The 19,570-nt window shown below is 59.2% G+C and carries 18 protein-coding genes and 1 tRNA gene; 10 read left to right on the forward strand and 9 right to left on the reverse strand.

Features of this window, described 5'->3' with window-relative positions:
- The first annotated feature begins 53 nt into the window (after window positions 1–53).
- The 5 genes from AC0L27_RS07860 to AC0L27_RS07880 all read left to right on the forward strand — a co-directional run bounded on the left by AC0L27_RS07860 (window position 54) and on the right by AC0L27_RS07880 (window position 4,830).
- On the forward strand, window positions 54–809 hold the full coding sequence (locus AC0L27_RS07860; RefSeq protein WP_473318530.1) for a sensor histidine kinase: 756 nt from the start codon (window positions 54–56) through the stop codon (window positions 807–809).
- 172 nt (window positions 810–981) lie between these two features.
- On the forward strand, window positions 982–1,854 hold the full coding sequence (locus tag AC0L27_RS07865) for a DUF427 domain-containing protein (protein WP_473318532.1): 873 nt from the start codon (window positions 982–984) through the stop codon (window positions 1,852–1,854).
- A gap of 58 nt (window positions 1,855–1,912) precedes the next feature.
- Window positions 1,913–3,676 (forward strand): MOSC domain-containing protein, encoded by a 1,764-nt coding sequence (locus AC0L27_RS07870; RefSeq protein WP_473318533.1) that lies wholly within the window; start codon window positions 1,913–1,915, stop codon window positions 3,674–3,676.
- Window positions 3,677–3,706: 30 nt separating this feature from the next.
- Window positions 3,707–4,138 carry a VOC family protein gene (locus AC0L27_RS07875; protein ID WP_473318534.1) on the forward strand — a complete coding sequence of 144 codons (432 nt, stop codon included), beginning with the start codon at window positions 3,707–3,709 and terminating at the stop codon, window positions 4,136–4,138.
- 374 nt (window positions 4,139–4,512) lie between these two features.
- Window positions 4,513–4,830: a hypothetical protein gene (locus tag AC0L27_RS07880; RefSeq protein ID WP_301269913.1), complete on the forward strand. Its 318-nt coding sequence runs from the start codon at window positions 4,513–4,515 to the stop codon at window positions 4,828–4,830.
- A gap of 14 nt (window positions 4,831–4,844) precedes the next feature.
- Here the strand turns inward: AC0L27_RS07880 and AC0L27_RS07885 are convergent, their stop codons facing one another.
- On the reverse strand, window positions 4,845–5,852 hold the full coding sequence (locus AC0L27_RS07885; RefSeq protein ID WP_473318536.1) for a cupin domain-containing protein: 1,008 nt from the start codon (window positions 5,850–5,852) through the stop codon (window positions 4,845–4,847).
- A gap of 127 nt (window positions 5,853–5,979) precedes the next feature.
- Here AC0L27_RS07885 and AC0L27_RS07890 point away from each other — a divergent pair, with 127 nt between their 5' ends.
- From AC0L27_RS07890 to AC0L27_RS07910, 5 genes are all read left to right on the forward strand, one after another.
- Window positions 5,980–6,516, forward strand: coding sequence for a carboxymuconolactone decarboxylase family protein (locus AC0L27_RS07890; RefSeq protein WP_301269911.1), 537 nt, complete (start codon window positions 5,980–5,982; stop codon window positions 6,514–6,516).
- Window positions 6,517–6,559: 43 nt separating this feature from the next.
- Entirely contained in the window at window positions 6,560–7,072 is a 513-nt protein-coding gene (locus AC0L27_RS07895) for a YkgB family protein (RefSeq protein WP_473318537.1), read from the forward strand.
- A gap of 350 nt (window positions 7,073–7,422) precedes the next feature.
- Window positions 7,423–8,133, forward strand: coding sequence for an SDR family NAD(P)-dependent oxidoreductase (locus AC0L27_RS07900; RefSeq protein WP_473318539.1), 711 nt, complete (start codon window positions 7,423–7,425; stop codon window positions 8,131–8,133).
- Window positions 8,134–8,232: 99 nt separating this feature from the next.
- A complete protein-coding gene (locus tag AC0L27_RS07905; RefSeq protein ID WP_158671076.1) occupies window positions 8,233–8,766 on the forward strand; it encodes a YkgB family protein in 534 nt (177 codons plus the stop codon).
- A gap of 92 nt (window positions 8,767–8,858) precedes the next feature.
- Window positions 8,859–9,746: a haloalkane dehalogenase gene (locus AC0L27_RS07910; protein ID WP_298240317.1), complete on the forward strand. Its 888-nt coding sequence runs from the start codon at window positions 8,859–8,861 to the stop codon at window positions 9,744–9,746.
- A gap of 266 nt (window positions 9,747–10,012) precedes the next feature.
- On the opposite strand, the gene AC0L27_RS07915 is transcribed toward AC0L27_RS07910, so the two are convergent.
- From AC0L27_RS07915 to cpdR, 8 genes are all read right to left on the reverse strand, one after another.
- Window positions 10,013–11,602 (reverse strand): OprO/OprP family phosphate-selective porin, encoded by a 1,590-nt coding sequence (locus tag AC0L27_RS07915; protein WP_473318711.1) that lies wholly within the window; start codon window positions 11,600–11,602, stop codon window positions 10,013–10,015.
- Window positions 11,603–11,804: 202 nt separating this feature from the next.
- Window positions 11,805–12,629 (reverse strand): haloacid dehalogenase type II, encoded by an 825-nt coding sequence (locus AC0L27_RS07920; protein WP_301269906.1) that lies wholly within the window; start codon window positions 12,627–12,629, stop codon window positions 11,805–11,807.
- A gap of 58 nt (window positions 12,630–12,687) precedes the next feature.
- The gene (locus AC0L27_RS07925; RefSeq protein WP_473318542.1) at window positions 12,688–14,034 is read right to left on the reverse strand and encodes a c-type cytochrome; all 1,347 of its coding nucleotides are present in this window, start codon (window positions 14,032–14,034) and stop codon (window positions 12,688–12,690) included.
- Entirely contained in the window at window positions 14,031–15,800 is a 1,770-nt protein-coding gene (locus tag AC0L27_RS07930; protein WP_473318544.1) for a GMC family oxidoreductase, read from the reverse strand. The genes AC0L27_RS07925 and AC0L27_RS07930 overlap by 4 nt, the downstream gene beginning before the upstream one ends.
- Before the next feature lie 2 nt (window positions 15,801–15,802).
- Window positions 15,803–16,576 carry a gluconate 2-dehydrogenase subunit 3 family protein gene (locus AC0L27_RS07935; protein ID WP_473318546.1) on the reverse strand — a complete coding sequence of 258 codons (774 nt, stop codon included), beginning with the start codon at window positions 16,574–16,576 and terminating at the stop codon, window positions 15,803–15,805.
- 1,201 nt (window positions 16,577–17,777) lie between these two features.
- A complete protein-coding gene (locus AC0L27_RS07940; RefSeq protein WP_473318548.1) occupies window positions 17,778–18,545 on the reverse strand; it encodes a hypothetical protein in 768 nt (255 codons plus the stop codon).
- A gap of 406 nt (window positions 18,546–18,951) precedes the next feature.
- Window positions 18,952–19,026, reverse strand: a tRNA-Val gene (locus tag AC0L27_RS07945).
- A gap of 74 nt (window positions 19,027–19,100) precedes the next feature.
- Window positions 19,101–19,460 carry a cell cycle two-component system response regulator CpdR gene (gene cpdR / locus AC0L27_RS07950; protein ID WP_007597092.1) on the reverse strand — a complete coding sequence of 120 codons (360 nt, stop codon included), beginning with the start codon at window positions 19,458–19,460 and terminating at the stop codon, window positions 19,101–19,103.
- Between the last annotated feature and the right edge of the window lie 110 nt (window positions 19,461–19,570).

Consider the following 19,570-nt stretch of genomic DNA (forward strand, 5'->3'; position numbering starts at 1 on the left):
CGAAGCGGTGGGTGCTGAACGGCCATTCGAAGCCACGGTTGCGGAGCGTCGGGATGGATTTCTTCGAACCAAGGACGGCGGGCAATCATTCCTTTGATGGAACCGGTCTCGGAAACGATCGTCAAATGCGGCTGGCGCACCTCGGGGAACTCGCTGGAACAATCATTCATGAGGTCACTCAGCCTCTCGGAGCCGTCATTTCCAGCGCCGACGCCGCTTTACGCTGGCTCGACCGCGAAACGCCCAACATCGCTTGTGCTGTGAAGTCCATCCAGCGCATCCGCGTCACGGTCGGCCGATGCGGGCGGACCATCGCGGAGTTGCAGCAATTATCGGCCAACATTTTGACCGACCTTATGGAGCAGTCTCTGAATGCCATAGTCGACGAAGCGCTTGCCTTATCTGAACCCCAGATCGCCCTCGCAGAGATCGTAACGAACATCAGCTTTGATCCTGATCGCCCGGTGACAAAGGCGAACAGGGATCTGCTCCTTCAGGTGATGTTGAATATCATTCAGAACGCGATCGACAGCCTGCATCACGTTACGGATCGCCAAAGAACGTTGAGCGTTCGAACGTTTACCTCGTCGAACTCCGTCGTGCTCGAAATCGAAGACAATGGCGTTGGCCTTCCTGACGGGACAACAGACATTTTCAATCCCCTCTACACTACAAAGGAGGGCGGGCTGGGCCTCGGCCTCGCGTTATGCCGGCGCGTGGTGGTTGCTCATGGCGGGGCTATCCAGGTAAGGCCGAACGCCGACTGGGGGGCGACACTAGTCGTAACTCTGCCGCGAGTGGAACCTTAGTTGCCGCCACACCTCTCGGGCCAAGTCAGCGAAATCGCCGAGCAGCACCGCCTGAAGGCCCCGTAAAAAATATCGCGTTGCCTGTAACTCCGGCCCCTTTGCGCCCGAAATAGCCGGACGAGACCGGATTGGCCTGAACAGGCGGTCCTTTGACGAAAACGAGGAGGCAGATGTGGGACTATCCTGGCAACAAGGCCCGCTTTCAGGCGGCGCGGTTGGACGCTTTCTCGTCCCCGAGCCCCTGCCCAAACGGCTTTTGTACATTGAGCCGCTGCGCCGTCGCATGCGCGTGCGCTTGGGCGAAAGCTGGATCGCAGATAGCGAGCGGTGCCTCCTGCTCTTCGAACCAGGTCGCTACCCCGTAGCGTATTTTCCTGAGGCCGATGTGTCGCAACAGCTCATGCAGCGAACCGAGCATATCACTCAACACGCCGACCTCGGCCCCACGTCCTGGTACAGCGTTCAAGCAGACGAGCAGCGCATCGCGGCGCGGGGAGCATGGCAGCACACCAATCTGCCCGCCTATGCGAGCGATTTGCGGGGTCATATCGCTTTCGCCTGGCGTGCCATGGATGCGTTCTATGAGGAAGATGAACGCATCGTCGGTCATGCCGCCGATCCCTATCACCGCATCGACATCCGCCAAACCTCTCGCAATCTCGTGGTCAATCATGAGGGCCGGATCATTGCCGATACAAAGCGACCGCTGGTGCTTTACGAGTCCGGTTTCGCGCCCCGCTGGTACGTTTCACGTTCCGATATAGATGAGTCCGCCCTCACCCCAGTGAAACTCCAGACTTTCTGTCCATACAAGGGTCTCTGCAGCTATTATTCCATCGGCGACGCGCGCCAGGCGGCATGGTCCTACCCCGAGGCCTATTCCGAAGTCGGTCGCATCTCGAATTTTGTATCGTTCGAACCAGATATCGTGACGGTTCTTCTCGATGGCAACCAGATACGTCTCGAGCGGGGCCAGTCGGTCGTTCCACATGGGCCCGACCGGAATCTCGACGTTGCCGAGATAGTCCGCGAACCTGGCGCCTGAAAGCCAGTCCACGGCTCATAAGCGGCAAGAAGAACTGCTCGCCAACAGAGAGCTGCATATGGCGCATCTTGTGTCAGTAAACGTTGGGTTTCCGCGCGAAATCGCGTGGAAGGGCCGCACGGTACGCACGGGCATTTGGAAAACCCCTGTGCGCGGTCGCTGTCGGGTTGGCCGGCTCAATCTAGAGGGAGATGGGCAAGGCGATCTTAGCGGGCACGGCGGTGAGCAGCGGGCAATCTTCGTCTACCAAATCGAGTCATACCGCTACTGGCAGATGCAACTGGGCCGCACCGACTTCGTACATGGACAATTCGGCGACAATTTCACCATCGCAGGGCTACCCGACGATAGCGTTTGCATAGGCGATCGCTATCGAATTGGCAGCGCCGTCTTCGAGGTCACTCAACCGCGCGTCACCTGCTACCGCGTCGGCATCCGGACCAACGAGCCGAAGATGCCTGCCCTTCTGACATCCAGTGGACGGCCGGGATTCTATTTCCGTGTCCTGAGTGAAGGCGAAGTTGGTGTCGGCGATCAAATCGTACAGGTTGGTGAAGCGTCCGAACGGATGACCGTCGCCGAAATCAGCGCGCTGCTCTACTCTCCAGATCACCCGCGTGATCGGCTGGAGCGGGCATTGAGGATCGAGGCACTTTCGCCGGGATGGCGCTCGTCGTTTGAAGCATTGCTTCAGAGCCAAATGGCAGGTGCGGGAGGGAGCGGCAATGCAGGTCTTGCTCCGGCGACCGCTGCTAGTTCGACCGCGCCTGGATTTTTCTCGCTCTTGGTTGCCGCGATCGATCGGGAGACCGTGGACGTCCTCTCTCTTTCCCTTCAGCATCCGCATCGCGAGCCGTTGCCTCTTCCGCTCCCAGGCCAATACGTGGTCGTGCGCCTTCCGCGCTCCGATGGCCCGCCGCTCGTTCGCAGCTATTCGCTCTCCGGTCCTCAATCGACCGAGAGCTATCGGATCAGTGTGAAGATCGAGCCGAATGGAGCCGCTGGAGACTACCTGAAGAGGGCTCTCCAGACCGGCGATGTTCTCGAAGTCAGCTTCCCCCGCGGAGGCTTCATCCTGCAATCCCGAGAGCGGCCAGTCGTACTCCTCAGCGCGGGCATCGGGGCAACGCCCGTTCTCGCAATGTTACACGCGCTTGCAGCGACCCACTCCGCCCGGCAGGTATTCTGGCTGCATGCCGCGCGCGACGGGCAGCATCATCCATTCGCCGGCGAAGTCCGCCGGCTCGTGCTTGGCCTCGCCCGGGGCCGCAGCTTCATCTGCTACAGCAGACCGGCTCCGCGCGACAGGCTCGGCGAAGATTTCGATGCTCCAGGCCGATTGTCGCAATCGACATTCAAGGAAGTCGGAATCCCGCACGAAGCGGATGTCTACCTCTGTGGGCCGGCCCGTTTCATGGCAGACATGAAGCAGGCGCTTGCAACGTTCGGCATAGGACCCGATCGGATTCAAGTCGAAGTCTTCAATGGCGGCGAGCCAATGATGCCTGGGATCGTCAACGCAGTTCCCCGAGCTCCTCATCTGCCCAGTGATGCCCCCGGCGGTGGTCCATTAATATCCTTCGCGCGAAGCGGCATCGCCGTCCATTGGAAGCCGTCCTCTTACGGGAGCCTTCTGGAGCTGGCCGAAGCGTGTGACGTTCCGGTCCGCTGGTCATGTCGGACTGGCGTTTGCCACAACTGCGAAAGCGGCCTGATTTCAGGCGCAGTGGCCTATAATCCACTTCCGCTCGACATGCCGGCCGACGGCAATCTCCTGATTTGCTGCTCACAGCCTATACGAGACGTCGTCATCGATTTGTAGGTCGCAGGCGATGCAATCAATGAGGTCCTTATGAAGTTCTCGGTCGAAGTGATCACCGTTCCCGTGAGAGATGTCGATCGGGCACTGAGATTCTATGTCGATCAGGTCGGCTTTGCCCTCGACGTCGATTACCGCCCCAACGACGCATTCCGCGTCGTGCAGCTCACGCCTCCTGGCTCGAGCTGCTCGATCCAGATTGGTAAGGGGATCACCAACGCGCCCGTCGGCTCGCTCCGTGGCACTTGTCTCGTCGTCACGGATCTGGAGACCGCGCACCGCCACCTGCTGGGGCGCGGCGTCCAGGTCAGCGATATCAGGCACAAGACGCCGACCGGCGCATGGGACGGTGGCTTCGCGCCGGGCCTGGATCCCGCGCGCGGGGACTACGCCAGTTTCGCTGATTTTTTGGACCCGGACGGCAACGGCTGGGTGCTCCAGGAACGGGGCTACCGCGCGGCTTGAGGCGTGCGCCGCTGGACATCGCCATTCCATGTAGGCGACCGCTCCGGCCCACCCCAACGAGCCTCCGCCCGCAGCACGAAGAGCATCTGGCCTGGAAGACTGGCCGTGTCGACCGGACCGGCCCTCTGAGCTGGCCGGTTTTCGTCCGAACGAATCGGTCATCTGCGAGTACCCAATCTACCTGCTACGCTGGCCTCACATTCAATCACTGCCGCAATAAGGCCGTGTCGACACCGGGCGGAGCAGCTCCACCAATGGCTATGAGACGAACGAGCACATCTTAGAGATCGCCCGGCATTCGGTCTTTGGCGTGCATGACTATCGTAGCTCCCACGGAGCCGCTCATCACGAGCCTCCACCAAGGGAGTTCCGCCATGACCCAGATGTCGATCCAAACACGTTCGAGCCACCCTGTCCTTGCAGGAATTCTTCTCCTTGCCTTGCTGTCCCCCACATACGCATCCGATCGGAGCACCTCTCTCGAAACCCTTCACGGGCTGCAGGGACGCGCAGCCGAGCAACTGGCTTCGGTCGAATTGACATCGCATCGGCCGTGGCTCGCGCCGGTTGGCCATCACCAGCCGAGGCGCGACGACGCACCTCATTCAGGCACTTTGTCAGCGTTGGAACGTGAGCAACAACAGCGCGATCAGATACTGGACCGCAAGCTGATCATCTGCCGCGGATGTTGAGGTGGCCAACCATCTCAAGCACCTGCTGAGGTGCTTCCAATATCCGACATCACCTCTGCGCTCTTCGTCAGCTCCAGTTCGTCAGCCGTCGCCGATATTTGCGCTGCCTTCCGCCATTGCGCAGGCGTGATCCCCATGTGGCTCTTGAAAGCCCGCTGGAATGCTGCCTCGGACAGATATCCGGCTGCTTCCGCCACCGCTCCCGTCGAGATCGACGATTTCCTCAATTCGTTCGCTGCCAATGTCATGCGGATGTCGGTCAGCAGATCGCTTGGGGAACGACCAAGCTTCTCCTGAAACTGGCGCGCGAGTGTGGCACGCGACATGTTGGCGAGCTGTGCGAAGTCCGGAAGCGTCCATGCGCGCGCCGGCTCGTTGAACATAGCGGCGACCACGGGCGCCAGGCGAGGATGTCCCGCGAGCGCAAGCAGCCCCCGAGACATATCCCCGGTCTCGCTGGCAAGGCGCAACACGAGCGCGAACATCGCAGTCGACAGCGCATTCAACATCGCGCGGCCTCCCAGTCGATCACTTGCCGTTTCGCCGCGCATCAAGGCAACGAGGCCCGCGAGTTGCCCCGCAGTCCCTTGCTCTCCATCCGTCGCGCCGGCGCTGACGACCAGCACAGGCGGCAGATAATTTCGCAGCAACCTGTCGTGCGGCGGGGCGATCGAAAAGTGTCCGCACAACAGATCGAGTCGCTGGTCGGAGCCGGGATTCTCGCTGATCATGAAATTGAGCGACGCGCGATTGCGCACCTTCAGCGGCGCGTCGCCGCTGCCATCATGCATGATGTGCCGCGGGTTGCCCGGAAGCAGCACGATGTCGCCAGCCTTGAGGTGCAGCGGCCGGCCACTGGCCGGATCGTCCAGCACCGCCGAGCCTGCCAAAACGGCATGGTACGGGATCTCATTGACATTGCCCGGCCCCTGCTCGATCCGCCAAGGCGCCCCATAGGAGCAACGCAGGTCCAAACGACCGTGGACTGGCATCATCTCGAACAGCCGGCTCAACCAATCCATCCAAACCCCTCACGACACCCTATTGAGACGAACAAGCATATATTCGAGCCATATTGGCATTCAACATCTCATTTTGGGACCCTATTGTGACTCCGCAATCATTCACCGGCCAATAAGGAGTGCCACCATGTCCCGCCTTTCCATCCCGAACCTCGACGCTGACGCCGGCCCGTCTGGCCAGCTCTATGCCCAAATCAAGAAGGCCATCGGCAGCGTGCCGAATACGTTCGCGGCCATTGCCGCCCATGGCCCTGCGGCACTTAAGGCCGTCCTCGCTGCCGATACGGTCTTGGCGTCCGGCAGCCTGAACAAGTCCGACAGGGAGATCATCAAGCTCATCATCAGCGAAGCCGCCGGCTGTGACTACTGTGTCGCCGCCCACAGCCATCTCGGGTCGCTCGTCGGCGTTACGCAGGAGGTGCTGAAGCAGGTGCGCGACGGTAAGCCGACGGGCGATGCCCGGCGTGACGCGTTGGTCACGTTCGTGCGCAAGCTCGCGCGCACCAGCGGCACCATCAGCGACCAGGATTATCTCGCGATCAAGGCCGCTGGCTACAGCGATGCGCAGCTCGTCGAGATCAGCCTTGCCTTTGCAACCACCGTCTTCACCAACGTCTTCAATCGTATCAACGATACCGAGATCGACTTTCCGGCAGTGGCGTAGCGCAACTGCGGCGCATCGTCATCTCGAATCAGGAATCAGGATCATGACTACGCTTGCCAATACCAAATTCGCCCAAAGCCCCGCTCTTCGTATCCTGCATGGATCCGGCTTACTCGCTGTGGATCTCGATTATCACATCGTTCGCGCCTCCATGGTGATCATGTTCTTCTTCTTCGGCTACCAGAAGTGGCTTCCGTATGAATTCGAGAGACTGGTCCCCTTCATTGGCAACGGTCCGCTGATCTGGTGGCTTTATCCCGTGTTCGGCCACGCGGGCGCCAGCTACTTCCTGGGCGTGTCGGAATGGACGTTTGGCGCGCTGCTGCTCGCGGGCTTCTGGAGCAAGCGGCTTGGCGTTCTCGGGGCACTCGGCTCGACCGGCACGTTCGTCGCAACTGTCACCATCATTCCTTTCATGCCGGAGGGCTGGGATATTGCGGCAGGAGGCTTTCCAGCGATGACCGGCAATGTGCCTTTCCTGATGAAGGACGTCGTCCTGCTCGCAGTCTCCTTCTATCTGTTGAGACAAGATCTAGTTCGACTGGCACGTCGATAGCCATCACGCCGACCCTGATCGGTCACCAGCGAGCACGCTGGCTCGCCGGTGACGCACGAAGCTCGTGTCGAGATCACCGCTTCCAGCGAAGCTCCGCGGTGGCCGGTGTTCGAGCAACCCATACTTCAGTATGCGTTACTGCATCATAATCGCTAGGTTGTGAGCCGCCGTTTCAAGGGGCACCGTGAGACACGGCACTGCATTCGACGAGACCTTCGGCGAGCCAAGATCCAACCTAGAGGGTTCTCGCGTTCCGTTGAGTTGCCGATCGGAAGCGCCATGGTCTCGCGTTGGGGCACGCCGTCAAAATATTTGTCGCTCAAGGACAGCACAACCAGACGAGGCGTACCATGAACACGGGTCAAAAGGTTGTCGTCGTCACTGGAGCTTCGGGAGGCCTGGGCGAGGCAATCGTCGATGGGTATCGAAGCCGCAATTATTGCATTGTCGCGACTTCTCGGTCGATTGCACCGTCCCGCGATCCGAACTGCCTGGCAATTCGCGCCGATATCGCAGATCCGGAAACCGGACGACGCGTCATCGAATCCGCTATCGAGCGGTTCGGACGTGTCGACACGCTGATCAACAATGCCGGCATCTTTATTCCCGGTCCGTTCGAGACCTACACCGAGCAAAACTACAGAGACGTTCTCGCGACCAATCTGAACGGCTTCTTCTTCATTACCCAGCACGCCATCAAGGCAATGCTGCAGCAGAAGAGCGGACACGTCGTTCAGATCACGACGACCCTGGTCGAATACGCTAACTCGAATGTTCCTGCCGTTCTGGCGTCGCTAACCAAGGGCGGCCTTGCCGCTGCGACGCGGGGTCTCGCAATCGAATACGCCACCCGCGGCATTCGGGTAAATGCTGTAGCTCCCGGCATGATCAAGACGCCGCTTCACGCTCCCGAGACATACGAAGCCGTGGCGTCGTTGCACCCTATCAAGCGCATGGGTGAACCCGAGGATATCGCGCAGGCGATCCTCTACTTGGAAGACGCGAAATTCGTAACCGGAGAAACCATTCACGTCGATGGTGGCCAAATCGCAGGTCATTGACCGCGAGCACCACTGCATTTGGCGATCGCATCCTATCCCCTGGTGTCGCACCATCATGGTGCGGCTCCTCATTCATTCGTCAACAGGAGAAAACACGCCATGAACTTCATTATCGACACGCTCGGCCGTTCAGTGCTGCTACGGCGCGATCTCGATTACCATCTGCTCCGCACATCGATGGTGATCATCTTTGCGTGGTTCGGATATGACAAATGGTTCGATTCCGAGATCAGAGGTCTCGTGCCATTGATCACCCACGGCCCATTTATCTTCTGGACGATCCCGGTCCTGGGTATCGGTGGCACGAGTGTTCTTCTGGGAGCTTCAGAATGGACCTTCGGTTCGCTATTGCTCCTGGGATTTTGGAATAAGAAGCTGGGCGTGCTTGGCGCACTCGGTTCTTGCTGCACCTTCATTGCAACCGTTACGATCTTCCCATTCGCGCCAGACGCCTGGGATGCCGGCGCCGGAGGGTTCCCGGCCATGGGAATGGTCGCAGCTTTCCTCCTGAAGGATCTCGTCTTGCTGACCGTCTCTGTTTATCTGCTGAAGCAGGATGTCGAGCGGGTTATCGCGGCACGCGACAAAACGACATTGTCCCGAGGGCGTAGCGTTCTGTCCGCTACGAGCTAAGAAGTTCGAAATCAAGATCCCTCCCGACATCGTAGCAACGATGACGACATGCATCGACCGATTTGGAACACGATGAGAAAAAGGACAATCGCATGATATCCGCAGCATTTCCGTATGTGAAAAAGCGACAGCGGGTTCTGAATCGGGAGATGGCTTATGTGGAGGTTGGAGAGGGCGATCCCATCTTACTGCTACACGGCAATCCAACCTCCTCGTACCTCTGGCGCAACGTATTGCCACATGTCGAGCCGCTCGGCCGCTGCATTGCTCCCGACCTGATTGGCATGGGCGATTCAGACAAATTGCCCGACAGTGGCCCGAATTCGTATCGCTTCGTTGAGCACCGCCGTTACCTTGATGCCTTGCTCGACGCTCTGGATGTGCGCGAGCGCGTCACCCTGGTTCTTCATGACTGGGGCTCTGCTCTCGGCTTCGACTGGGCCAACCGCCATCGGGAATCGGTGAGGGGAATTGCATTCATGGAGGCGATCGTAGCGCCCCAAGGCGACGATCATTGGGACAAGATGGGCATGCGCTCGGCCCTGGAGGCCCTTCGTTCGGATGCCGGCGAAACGATGGTCCTGCAGAACAATTATTTCATTGAGCAGATCCTGCCGAACGCCATCATCCGGAAGCTCTCGGCTGAGGAAATGGCGCACTATCGGAGGCCATTCCTGGAGCCCGGGGAGGGACGACGTCCAACATTGACCTGGCCCCGGCAGATACCGATCGAGGGCGATCCAGCCGATGTGGTCGCGATCGCCACTGATTATGCGAACTGGCTGGGTACGACCGATGTACCGAAACTCTTCCTGAAGGCAGAGCCGGGTGCCATTCTTGACAATCATAGACTGGTCAACCTCGTGCGCAGTTGGCCGGCTGTGACTGAGCGGAGCGTGGCGGGAATCCATTTCGTTCAGGAGGACTCGCCCGACGAGATCGGACACGCGATTGTCGACTGGATGAACACGCTCGCCTAGCTAAGGAGTGCCACGTTGCTCTGAGGATGGCGATCAAGAGCAATTCATCTATTTGTTGATCGGCGCCTCGGATCAATCCCAACAGTAGCGGCACGCGGTCGGTCCGCGAGCAAGGTGTTGAGCGGCCTGGTCGCGCAACGCCTTGGCGGCAATATTATGGGCGCCAAAGGATTCCCGCGGGCGCAAGAGACTGAGGTAGGAAACACGGCGAACCCTATCAGCTGACACGGTCTCGGCCGGTACCGACGAACCTCGTGCCCACTTCATTAGAATGCGAGCTGGGTACGCATTGCTACCGCGTCAAACGTCGCCCCCCGATCTGCCGTCGAAGTCGGCGATTGTTGCCTGGCGACGTCGCCGTGCAGATAGTCCAGCATGAGACGAAGATTGCCGTTGATGTACCAGTTCAAGGCCGCCGTATAGACGGTCTGCCGACCACCTGCGACCCCGGCTGCGTTCGCCAACCCGTCGTTGAGATCGATTGTTGAAACGCGACCCGCGACTTCCCAGGCGCCCCAGCCGCCGCTCCGCATTGAGAACGGATCCGCCGGTTTGATGCCGTTGTATGAGCCGGTCGATGCATTGTAGGTACGGGTCTCGCCGGTCAACACGTAACTTGCCTGGGCATAACCACCTTGAAAATGCAAACTCGGAGCACCGATCGGTGGCAATCCCGTCGACGCGCTGCGATCGACATTGTACCAGTAGTACTCGCCCTGGAAGTAGAGCGACCCATAGCTCGCAGCCGCTTCCGCACCGTAGACCTGTGCACCCGAGGCGTTGGCAATTGCGCCGGTCGAAATCAGCGCTGTTGGATCGATCCGAAGTTCAGGACGGTCACTGAACGAAACCGTTTGCGCGTTGGTCACGAGATTGCGCGACGGCTGAACGAGCCACTCGGCATTGGCGCCAAGGTGTAAGGAGTAGTTGTTGCCGTTGATGAGCTGGCCCGCAACGCGCGCCACAGCACCAAACTGCTCGGTGGCCCCCGCAGGCGTGACGCTCGAGGCCGAATGGATGGAACCTGTGGTCGGACCGGTCACATAGCCACCAACCCAGAACGAGTCGTTCCACCAGCGTGTCCCGAAAGTCGAACGAAAATCGCCGGCAGCCACGTTGACCGCGATGACCTGGGCTGATGAGCGTTCCATAAACGTGATGTCGTTCGAGCTGGTGGCCTCGTCGATCGTCCAGGGGATGTCCATAATGCCGCCTTCGATCGCCATCTTGCCTCCGAACGGCTTGAGCCCCGTGTAGCTCAGGTAGGCGTTCTCCAGCCCAGAGAGTCCCCCGCCGGGGAGAGATCCCGCCGCCGCGCCGCCGAAGCCATCTGAGGAACCGCCGAAGTCGTAGACCAGAGCAAAATTCCAGTCGCCGAAGAACTTGCCTGCGAGACCGATGCGCGCGCGGCGGACATTCTCGCCGGAATTCAGTCGTTGCGGGGAGGTCGCCGCGGTATTGGGATGATAATCGTAGCCACCCACGTCCCAGTGGACGCGGCCCGTAATACCGACACAGTTCTCGCCATCGTCGGTGCAGATGGTCGGTCGGTTGCTCGGCATCGACACCAGCGCGCCCGCCGCCAGCGGCGGCGCTTTCGCAGCGCTTTCTCCGTTAGAGGTCGTTAACGCGGCTCTTGCTTGTGAATTTGCCGCAACCTTTGACTTTGTGGCCGCCGCTGGGCTCCCCTGTTGCAGCTTGTCGAGCCTTTGTTCGAGCAAATGCAGTTGCCGCTTCAAGGAAGATATCTCAGCACTGGTCTCGCCTGCGCCGGCCGCGCGCGCTGAATGGAGTGAAGCCGACGTGAGCGTCGTCGCCGCGAGCATCGCAGTGGAGAAGAACCTACTGATTTTCATTTTTTTGGCTCCCAACAGGGTATGGCTCAAGACATCATCCGAGGATGCCGACTACGCACCACATCGACGATCGGGTTTGGCCCACGAAGCGCAAGCTTCGCGGAGCCCCGTCTATCCCTTTGCGGACTTTAGACCGGTGCCAGGATTGACCGGCTTAGCGATGGGCGGCACGATTGCTCCACGGCCCTCACTGGCCTTGTTCCTAGCTTCGCCACAACCGGATGGCTTGGGCCGCAACGCCAGGCAAATCGGGCGCAACGATTTGGGGCTGAGGAAGCTGATCCACGAGAAGCGGCGCGTTCCCGGAACGGGTGATCAAGGCACCCGAGTAGCCGACGCTCTGCGCCCCGATCGTGTCCCAGACATGAGCTGCGACCATGCAGAGCGAGGATGGCGCAACGTTGAGTTCTTCGGCCACGAGATGATAGCCTTGGGCAGCCGGCTTGAACCTGCGGACCCTATCTACACTGAACGATCTCTCAAACCATTCAGAAAGACCCGCATGCTTGAGGGGACTGGCCTTTTGGTCGGGCGGGGAATTCGTGAAGCTCACCAGACGGAAGCCCGCATCCTTCAGCTGCTTCAATCCCGCGAGAACGTCGGGATGGGCCGGCATCGTCAACATTCGCGTGCGAAGATCGTCGATATCCGACGCAGTGACCTTGGCGCCATGGATCGTGCCAAGCATCTTCAGGATGCCCTGACCCAGATCAAAGAAGGTAACGTAGGGACCCGACAACGTTACTGCGTCGGAGTAGAGAATAAGCTGGTTGAACCATTCGCGCATGACCTTTCGATCATTGAACACTCTTTCGAAAACAGGGCTGATGTACTCGATATCGAGAAGTGTTTCGTTGACATCAAACACGAGGATCGACGGTGCGTCGGACGTGTCTCGAGCCGCAGCGGCATTCGCAGGCCCCGTATGACCCAGTAGTTTCGCAGTGACACCGCCCACGGCTGCCGTACCTAGTCCCGACAGGAGCTTACGACGATCCATCGGCGTGGTGGCTTTGTTCTGCATCATGGTCTGTTCCATCTGGTTTGACTTCAGCTTCCGTGCGCCGCAAATTGCGGTCTTCCTATCAATCTTGATCGCCTGAATTGTCTGTTCGCCTCGGCTCCTGAAGCTTCAGCTGCTTGCGCAGGGCGGCAACGTCGTCCGGGTCGATTGCGGGAGCTCGATTGCCCCAATTGTTCCGGACAAAGGTCGCAACATCCGCGATCTCCCGATCGGAGAGCTTCCACGAAAACGCGGGCATGCTCAGAGGCGAGGGGCGGCTCGGTGTGGCTGCAATGCTCGTCCCCGCCAGGATCAGTTGCTCCAGGCCAGTGGCGTCAAGTTGTTGCACCATGGCGTTCTTGCCGAGAGGCGGAAACAGTCCCGGCTGCCCCTTGCCGTTCTCCAGGTGGCATGATGCGCAGGCATCCGAATAGATCTCGCGCCCGCGAGAAAGCGATGCCGCATCCACCAGCACTGTGGGAGATTTAGAAGGACTTCCCGGAAGATCCTTGAGATACACCGCGATGGCTGCGCGATCCGCATCAGTCAGGAGCGATGTGGAATAGGTTACGACATCGGCCATTGCGCCTCCCGCTCCCGCGTGAGCGTTGCGGCCAGTCTTCAGATATTCGGCGATATCCGCCTCGCTCCAGGCACCAAGCCCCGTCCGAACGTTGCCGGTAAGATCCGGAGCCGTCCAGTTGTCGACAACGGCACCCTTGAACTCCTGACCGGCTCGATCAGCGCCGAACGCGTTCTTCGGGGTGTGGCAGGCCCCGCAATGGCCGGGCCCGTTCACCAGATATGCGCCCCTATTCCAGGCCTTCGATTTTTCAGAGACCGACGCGTCCTGCTGATTCTTGAGGAACAACAGGTTCCAGCCAGCGACGAGGCTCCGGTAGTTGAGAGGAAAGATCAGTTCGTTTGCTGGCGGCGTATAGCGGACCGGCGCTGTCGTCTTGATGTAGGCAAGCAGTGCATCGTCGTCCGCACGGCTCATGTTGCGAAACCACGGATAAGGAAAAGCCGGGTAAAGGTTCTCACCATTCACCCCATGACCATCGTGCATTGCGCGATAGAATTGGTCTGGCGTCCACCGCCCGATTCCGGTTTCCAGATCCGGAGTGATATTGGACGAATAGATAATTCCGAATGGAGTCTTAAGCCCGAGTCCGCCGGACAGCGGCTCTCCGCCTTTGCGCATATGACACGACACGCAATCGCCGGCACGCATCAGGTCCTGTCCGTGACGCAGCTTCTCGGCATCTGCGCCATCGGGGATCTGTGCAGTTAGAACCGCGAGAGCCGTGACCGCTGACGAGCGATGCTGGGGCAGTGCCGATATCTGACCTTCAGCCCAACCGATCGCAGCGAGTGCTGCAACACCGAGACTCGCGGCCGTGGTCATGAAGTACAATGAGCGCTTCATGCATGCACCATTGGACCAGGTGCCTTCAGATAGCGCGCTATGATATGTTGAGCAGCGTGATAGGTAAGCGCTGCGACAGTAGCTGTCGGATTATAGCCGGGGTTCTGCGGGAAGGCGCCGGCGCCCATCGAAAATACGTTCGGCACGTCCCACGATTGCAGATACTTATTGATGACGCTGTTCTGTGGATTGTCGCCCATAATGGCGCCGCCCGTGTTGTGCGTTGTCTGATAGGGAACAACGCTCCAGGACCCCTTGCGACGGTTTTCCTTGATCTCGCGGGGATTCATTGCTCGCGCAATTTCTGCCGTCCTGTCGGTGAGGTAGTTCGACATCTTCAAATCGTTCTCGTTGAAGTCGAACGTCATCCGAAGCATCGGCCGTCCAAATACGTCACGGTAGGTCGGGTCGAGATCCAGGTAGTTGCCACGCGAGCTCATGCTTGAGCCGTGGATGCTTAGATTGAACGAACGCAGATAGTTTTTCGCGGCGGAATGCTTCCACTCCAGGCCCCACGGCGGCGTACCCTTCGGCGTGTACATCATTTCGATGGGACGCCCGCCGGTGACCATGCCGGCGATATAAGCACCACCGATGAAGCCCAGACCCGAGTGATCGAAGTTGTCGCCGTTGAAATCGTCGACCACCGTCGCCAGCGCACCGGCGCCAATGAACGGATTGATGATTTTGTCGTCGAAGAAGACATTCACAGACGACATTGTTTGGTAGGCGTAATTCTTGCCCACCAGGCCCTCGCCTGTTCTGGGGTTGTATGGCTTCCCAATGCCGGACAACAGTAGGAGCCGTACGTTGTGCAGAATATACGCTCCCAGGAAGACCATCTCAGCCGGCTGGAAGAACTCCTCGCCGGCGCTGTTCACATAGGTAACGCCAGTAGCTCTCTTTTTGTCTGGCGTAAGCTCGATCCTGAGCACCTCGCACTCCGTGCGGAGCTCGAAATTCGACTTCCGCATCAGATATGGAAGCACCGTCGTTTGGGGGCTCGCTTTCGAATAATTTCCGCAACCGAACTTCTCGCAGAAGCCGCAATAGGTGCATTTCCCCAACTGGCAACCCAGCGGGTTCACGTAGGATTGGCTGAGGTTGCCTCCAGGATGCGGGAAGGGATGACGGCCGAGCGAGGCTGCAGCTTGGCCGAACAGAGTCGGGCCATAAGTCTGCTTCATCGGCGGAGTGGGATATTCGTCCGAACGAGCCCCCTCGAATGGGTTGCCCCCGGGCTGAATTTGTCCTCTCAGATTTCCTGCCTTGCCGCTGGTGCCACATAGCTTGTCGAACGCATCGTAATGAAGCTCAATCTCATCGTAGGTCACACCCCAGTCCTGCACCGTCAGGTCGTAGTCTGTGACCGCGTTCCTGCCGTAGCGCTCCTGGTTGTGGCTCTTTGTCCGAAAGTCGCTCGGAAGAAAGCGCCATATCTGGCCATTCCAGTGCACGCCACCGGAACCGACGCCCGTTCCGAGCAGGAATGAACCCAGATGGCGCATCGGCAGCGCTTCCTGGTTCAGATTGTTTCGAATGGTGAGAGTGTCATCCGAAACATTCTGGAACAGGTGGTGGCGCCACATGTAACGCAGCTCATCCTGCGCGAAACCCGTAGCAAATTCGGTGGGCGTATCTCGCCAGGGGCCGCGCTCGAGTCCGAGCACATTCAAACCTGCATCGCAAAGTTGTTGGCTCATGATCGCGCCGGTCCAGCCGAACCCGACCATAACCGCATCAACGGGCTTCAGAGTGGTAACCATGCTCAGGCCTCCCGCCAGCCAGGACGGCCCTTGAATGCCACCGGCGGATAGGGCACGCGCTCCCCATGCCGCTCCACCCACTCGCTATAGTCGTAGTGAGCACCAGGAAAGCCAATCATCTTCCAGGCGGCCATATCCTTGTTGCCGCCATAGATCGGATCGGAGAAATAGCCCTCTTTGGTATTTTGGAGGAGCATCGCAAAAAACACGCGCGCGTTGACTCCGCCGTCAAGCGCGATGCTACCGGCTTCGAGCTCCTTCAAGACGCGATCCCTGTCGCTTCCGCTGAGTTGAGCGAAGGAAGCCCTGTTGAATTGTTCGGACGTATGGCTGTTGATGGCCTTGATCGCAGCTCGATACAGTTGCGCCGGCGAGAAGCGCAGCTGATAGCCCTGCTCCGGGGCGCCTTCCTTCCAAGGTCCGCCGAGATAATAGTGGTCGCCGCGCCCAAACGGGCCCGCCAACTGCCGATCCAAGAAGAACGGCACATTTGCTTCGACTGCACCCGGTCCAACAGCATCCGGCGGGATCAGTCGGTCGACGGCTGCTTCGACAAATTCCCGCTCTTCAGCTGTAAAGAATTTGAAGTCACTGCCGTTAACCTGCGGTGGCGCGTCGGCTGCCCCCTCCTGAACAGGCATCGATCCACGATAAGAGCGAGGAGGCGCGCCCAGTTCGCCGTCCCGTATTGTGGCTGCCGCTGCGGTAGCCGCTCCAATCATTGCGCCGCCCAGAACAAAGGACCGGCGCGCGAATCCCGGATTCTGTTTTGTCATTTGCTATCTCCGCGATTGACTGCGTCACGTCAGCGACAGGCAGCCAATAAAATTGATAAGGAAACATTGGGATCGGCGTCGAGAGCTTGTCAACGAAGCCTATGTTGGTGCGCGTCGATTGCAGCAAGTTTCGCGAAAGCACGCACATTTAGAGACGATTGCAGTCGTGATTTCATTCATCGACGTTACGAATTCGGAAGGCGAACGAAGACATGACCGGGCACCAACTTGATCGGCGGCCATGTACAGCGCGATCGTTTGCGCACACGCTTAGCAGGATGTCGTCGTCGGGATAAACGCCCACTTGAGCTGGATTGGCGCTGGTCCCAAGCCGGCCTAGACCGGCTGCGTGCTGAGCAACAATTCGAGGACACCCGATCTCCGAGTCGATTGCTCACGCTGCGCGTTGAGATGATGCGCGAGGGCAGCTTACGACGGAACCAATTTTCAATGACGATGGCCCGCCGGACGCCGGCAGCTAGGCGATAGCGAAGTCCCACATGTGCGCGAAGATGCCTTCGTGGAACGCTTGAACTCCAAGTCGAAATCGTTTGGATTCCAGACCCTGATCGATCTCGGGCCCGGAGACCGTCGAGTTGACCGGCCTACCCAGACGTGCCGTGGCCTCATCGACCGCTTTCGGGCGGGCTTTAAACGGAAGGTGCTCTCGTCAGCGGAAGCGGACCTTCCATTCATATATGGATGCTTGCATGGTACGGCGGGCAGACTGGCGGACGCGGCCGGGGGTGCCTAAGCAGGCGTGGATGATTGTCGGCGTCCGTCAGCTTCTAAGATGTCAGGAAATGATCGAGTTCTGATTACAGCCTATCATTCGCCGGCGCTTTTATGTCGATAAGCCCTGATCCGAGGTTGGAAGGATTGGCGGTCCCTTTCCTCTTCCGACGCCCGCTAGGCAGTGTGGAAATGACGTTCAGGAAACGTTTCTGAGGATTGGGCCTTGTTACGCTGGCCGCGCCACGCGGCTTGAAACTTGCGGCCCGTCATGGCAGCTTGGATCGGCCTTGGGGCTACACTCTGGGGCTACACCAGAGACCTCTGGCGTGCGGTAAGACCTGATTTTACGGGCCTTTCTCGAAGCCGTTTTATTATGGCGGAGAGGGAGGGATTCTCTCCCCCGTTCGAATAGTCGGTATGAGCTGTTTCCTGACTGTAGAATCTCGCTGCTTAGCTCGGGGCTCAATCACGGCTCTTGAATAATAATGATCCTACTTCCTACCGAAGGGCGCGCGTGGCGAACAAGGCGTTCGAGATCGTCTTGCCAGTGCGGAGCGTAGACAAGCACTGTTTCGTAGAGACCGGCTGCGACCAAAACGTTGCGCAGGAATTCTTTGCGCTGTCTCATGAAAGAGGCGGCCGTGCCTCCCGTTACCGAGCCATCCAGCACCACGACTGCCGGCTTGGTCGGAATTCGGATGACAAGCGCGGGCTTGGTCTGCGAATCGAAATACCGGATGTCACCGTCGTCGTCGAAGCTAAGTACCGATATGTTCTCAAGATCGAACTGTTTTGCCCTTAGCGTTTCAACGGCTCGGGTCGCCAAAACGCCATTCCAAATTTCCCGCGGATCCACGGTCTTCACATTGGCGCGGCGTTTGGCGGCTTTCCTCGTCTTCTCCAGCTCTTCGGCGAGTTGATCGATCGTGAGCCGGCCGGCCCACACCTGATCCAGTAGTTCTCGCCGGCGCGAGGGTTCGTGCGCCGCGATGCGCGCGATGTTCTCCACCGAGCCCAGCGGCAGGCGGCCGCCAGGAGGTAGATCGGTGATGCCCTCAGCTTCGAGAAACTGCGCCGCCGCGATCATCCGCCGCAAGCTGTTGTCGGACAGCTCGGTCTTCTTCGACAACTTCGCGATGTACTTTGCGCGCTCTCCCCTGCCCAATGCAAAATAGGGTTGCACGTGGGGTCGGATGTAAGCGAGCCAGTTCGGGAGCTTGGGTTTACCGACCATTACGGCTCATCAAGGGGAGAGAATCAAACAAGGCCACAATGCCTAAGATCACTTTTGCTTGCAATGGGCCGAAGCTCGCGTATAATTCTATAGGGCCTTCGCGGCATTGTCGCGCTCGCGCGCATCCTGGTTCGCAAGGCCGCAAGACAGAAGATGATGGGCTACGAGATGAACGGCGGGGATTACGGAAGGGCCGGCGTTACCAGCGTTACTATCGGAGTAACGGGGGGCTCGATGGGCTTTGCTTCGGATTCCCATTCCATTCACTCGACATCCAGCGCGCAGGCGACGGCCGCCACGGCGAAGCCTAGTGATAGCGAATGTGTGCAAGACGGGTCTCGTGGAAAGTTCGTGGAAATCATCTTTTCAAGGGTCAGCCGCAGGACGGCTAAACCCCTGAAGAAGATGGTGGGCGCGACAGGGATCGAACCTGTGACCCCTACCATGTCAAGGTAGTGCTCTCCCGCTGAGCTACGCGCCCTAGATGTCGTCTAGATCGGGTCGGGTCCCTATAACGGCTCAGGGGAGCCGGTGCAAGGACGGAAGGGGGCCGATTTAGGCCGCCAGCATCTTGTTCACTTCGCTGACCAATTCGCGCAAATGCACGGGCTTGGACAGCACCTTGGCGTTCTTGGGGGCGTCCGAATCCGAGTTCAGGGCGACCGCGGCAAAGCCGGTGATGAACATGATCTTGATGTCGGGGTCGAGTTCCGAGGCCCGGCGGGCGAGCTCGATGCCGTCCATCTCCGGCATCACGATGTCGGTGAGGAGCATCTCGAACGGCTCTTCCCGCAGCCGCTGATAGGCGGCCATGCCGTTATCATGGGACGAGACCTGAAAACCGGCGTTTTCCAGCGCCTTGACCAGGAAACGGCGCATGTCGTTGTCGTCTTCGGCGAGCAGGATCTTTGGCATGGCGGAAAGTCGAATCCCCAGAGGATATCAGCAGAGGTCACTAAGCCCGACGGAGGGTAAATTTGGGGTGAAAATCTTTACCCTCCGCAGCTCGCGCTGCCGGACTCTTG

Source organism: Bradyrhizobium sp. Ken51 (assembly GCF_055807435.1).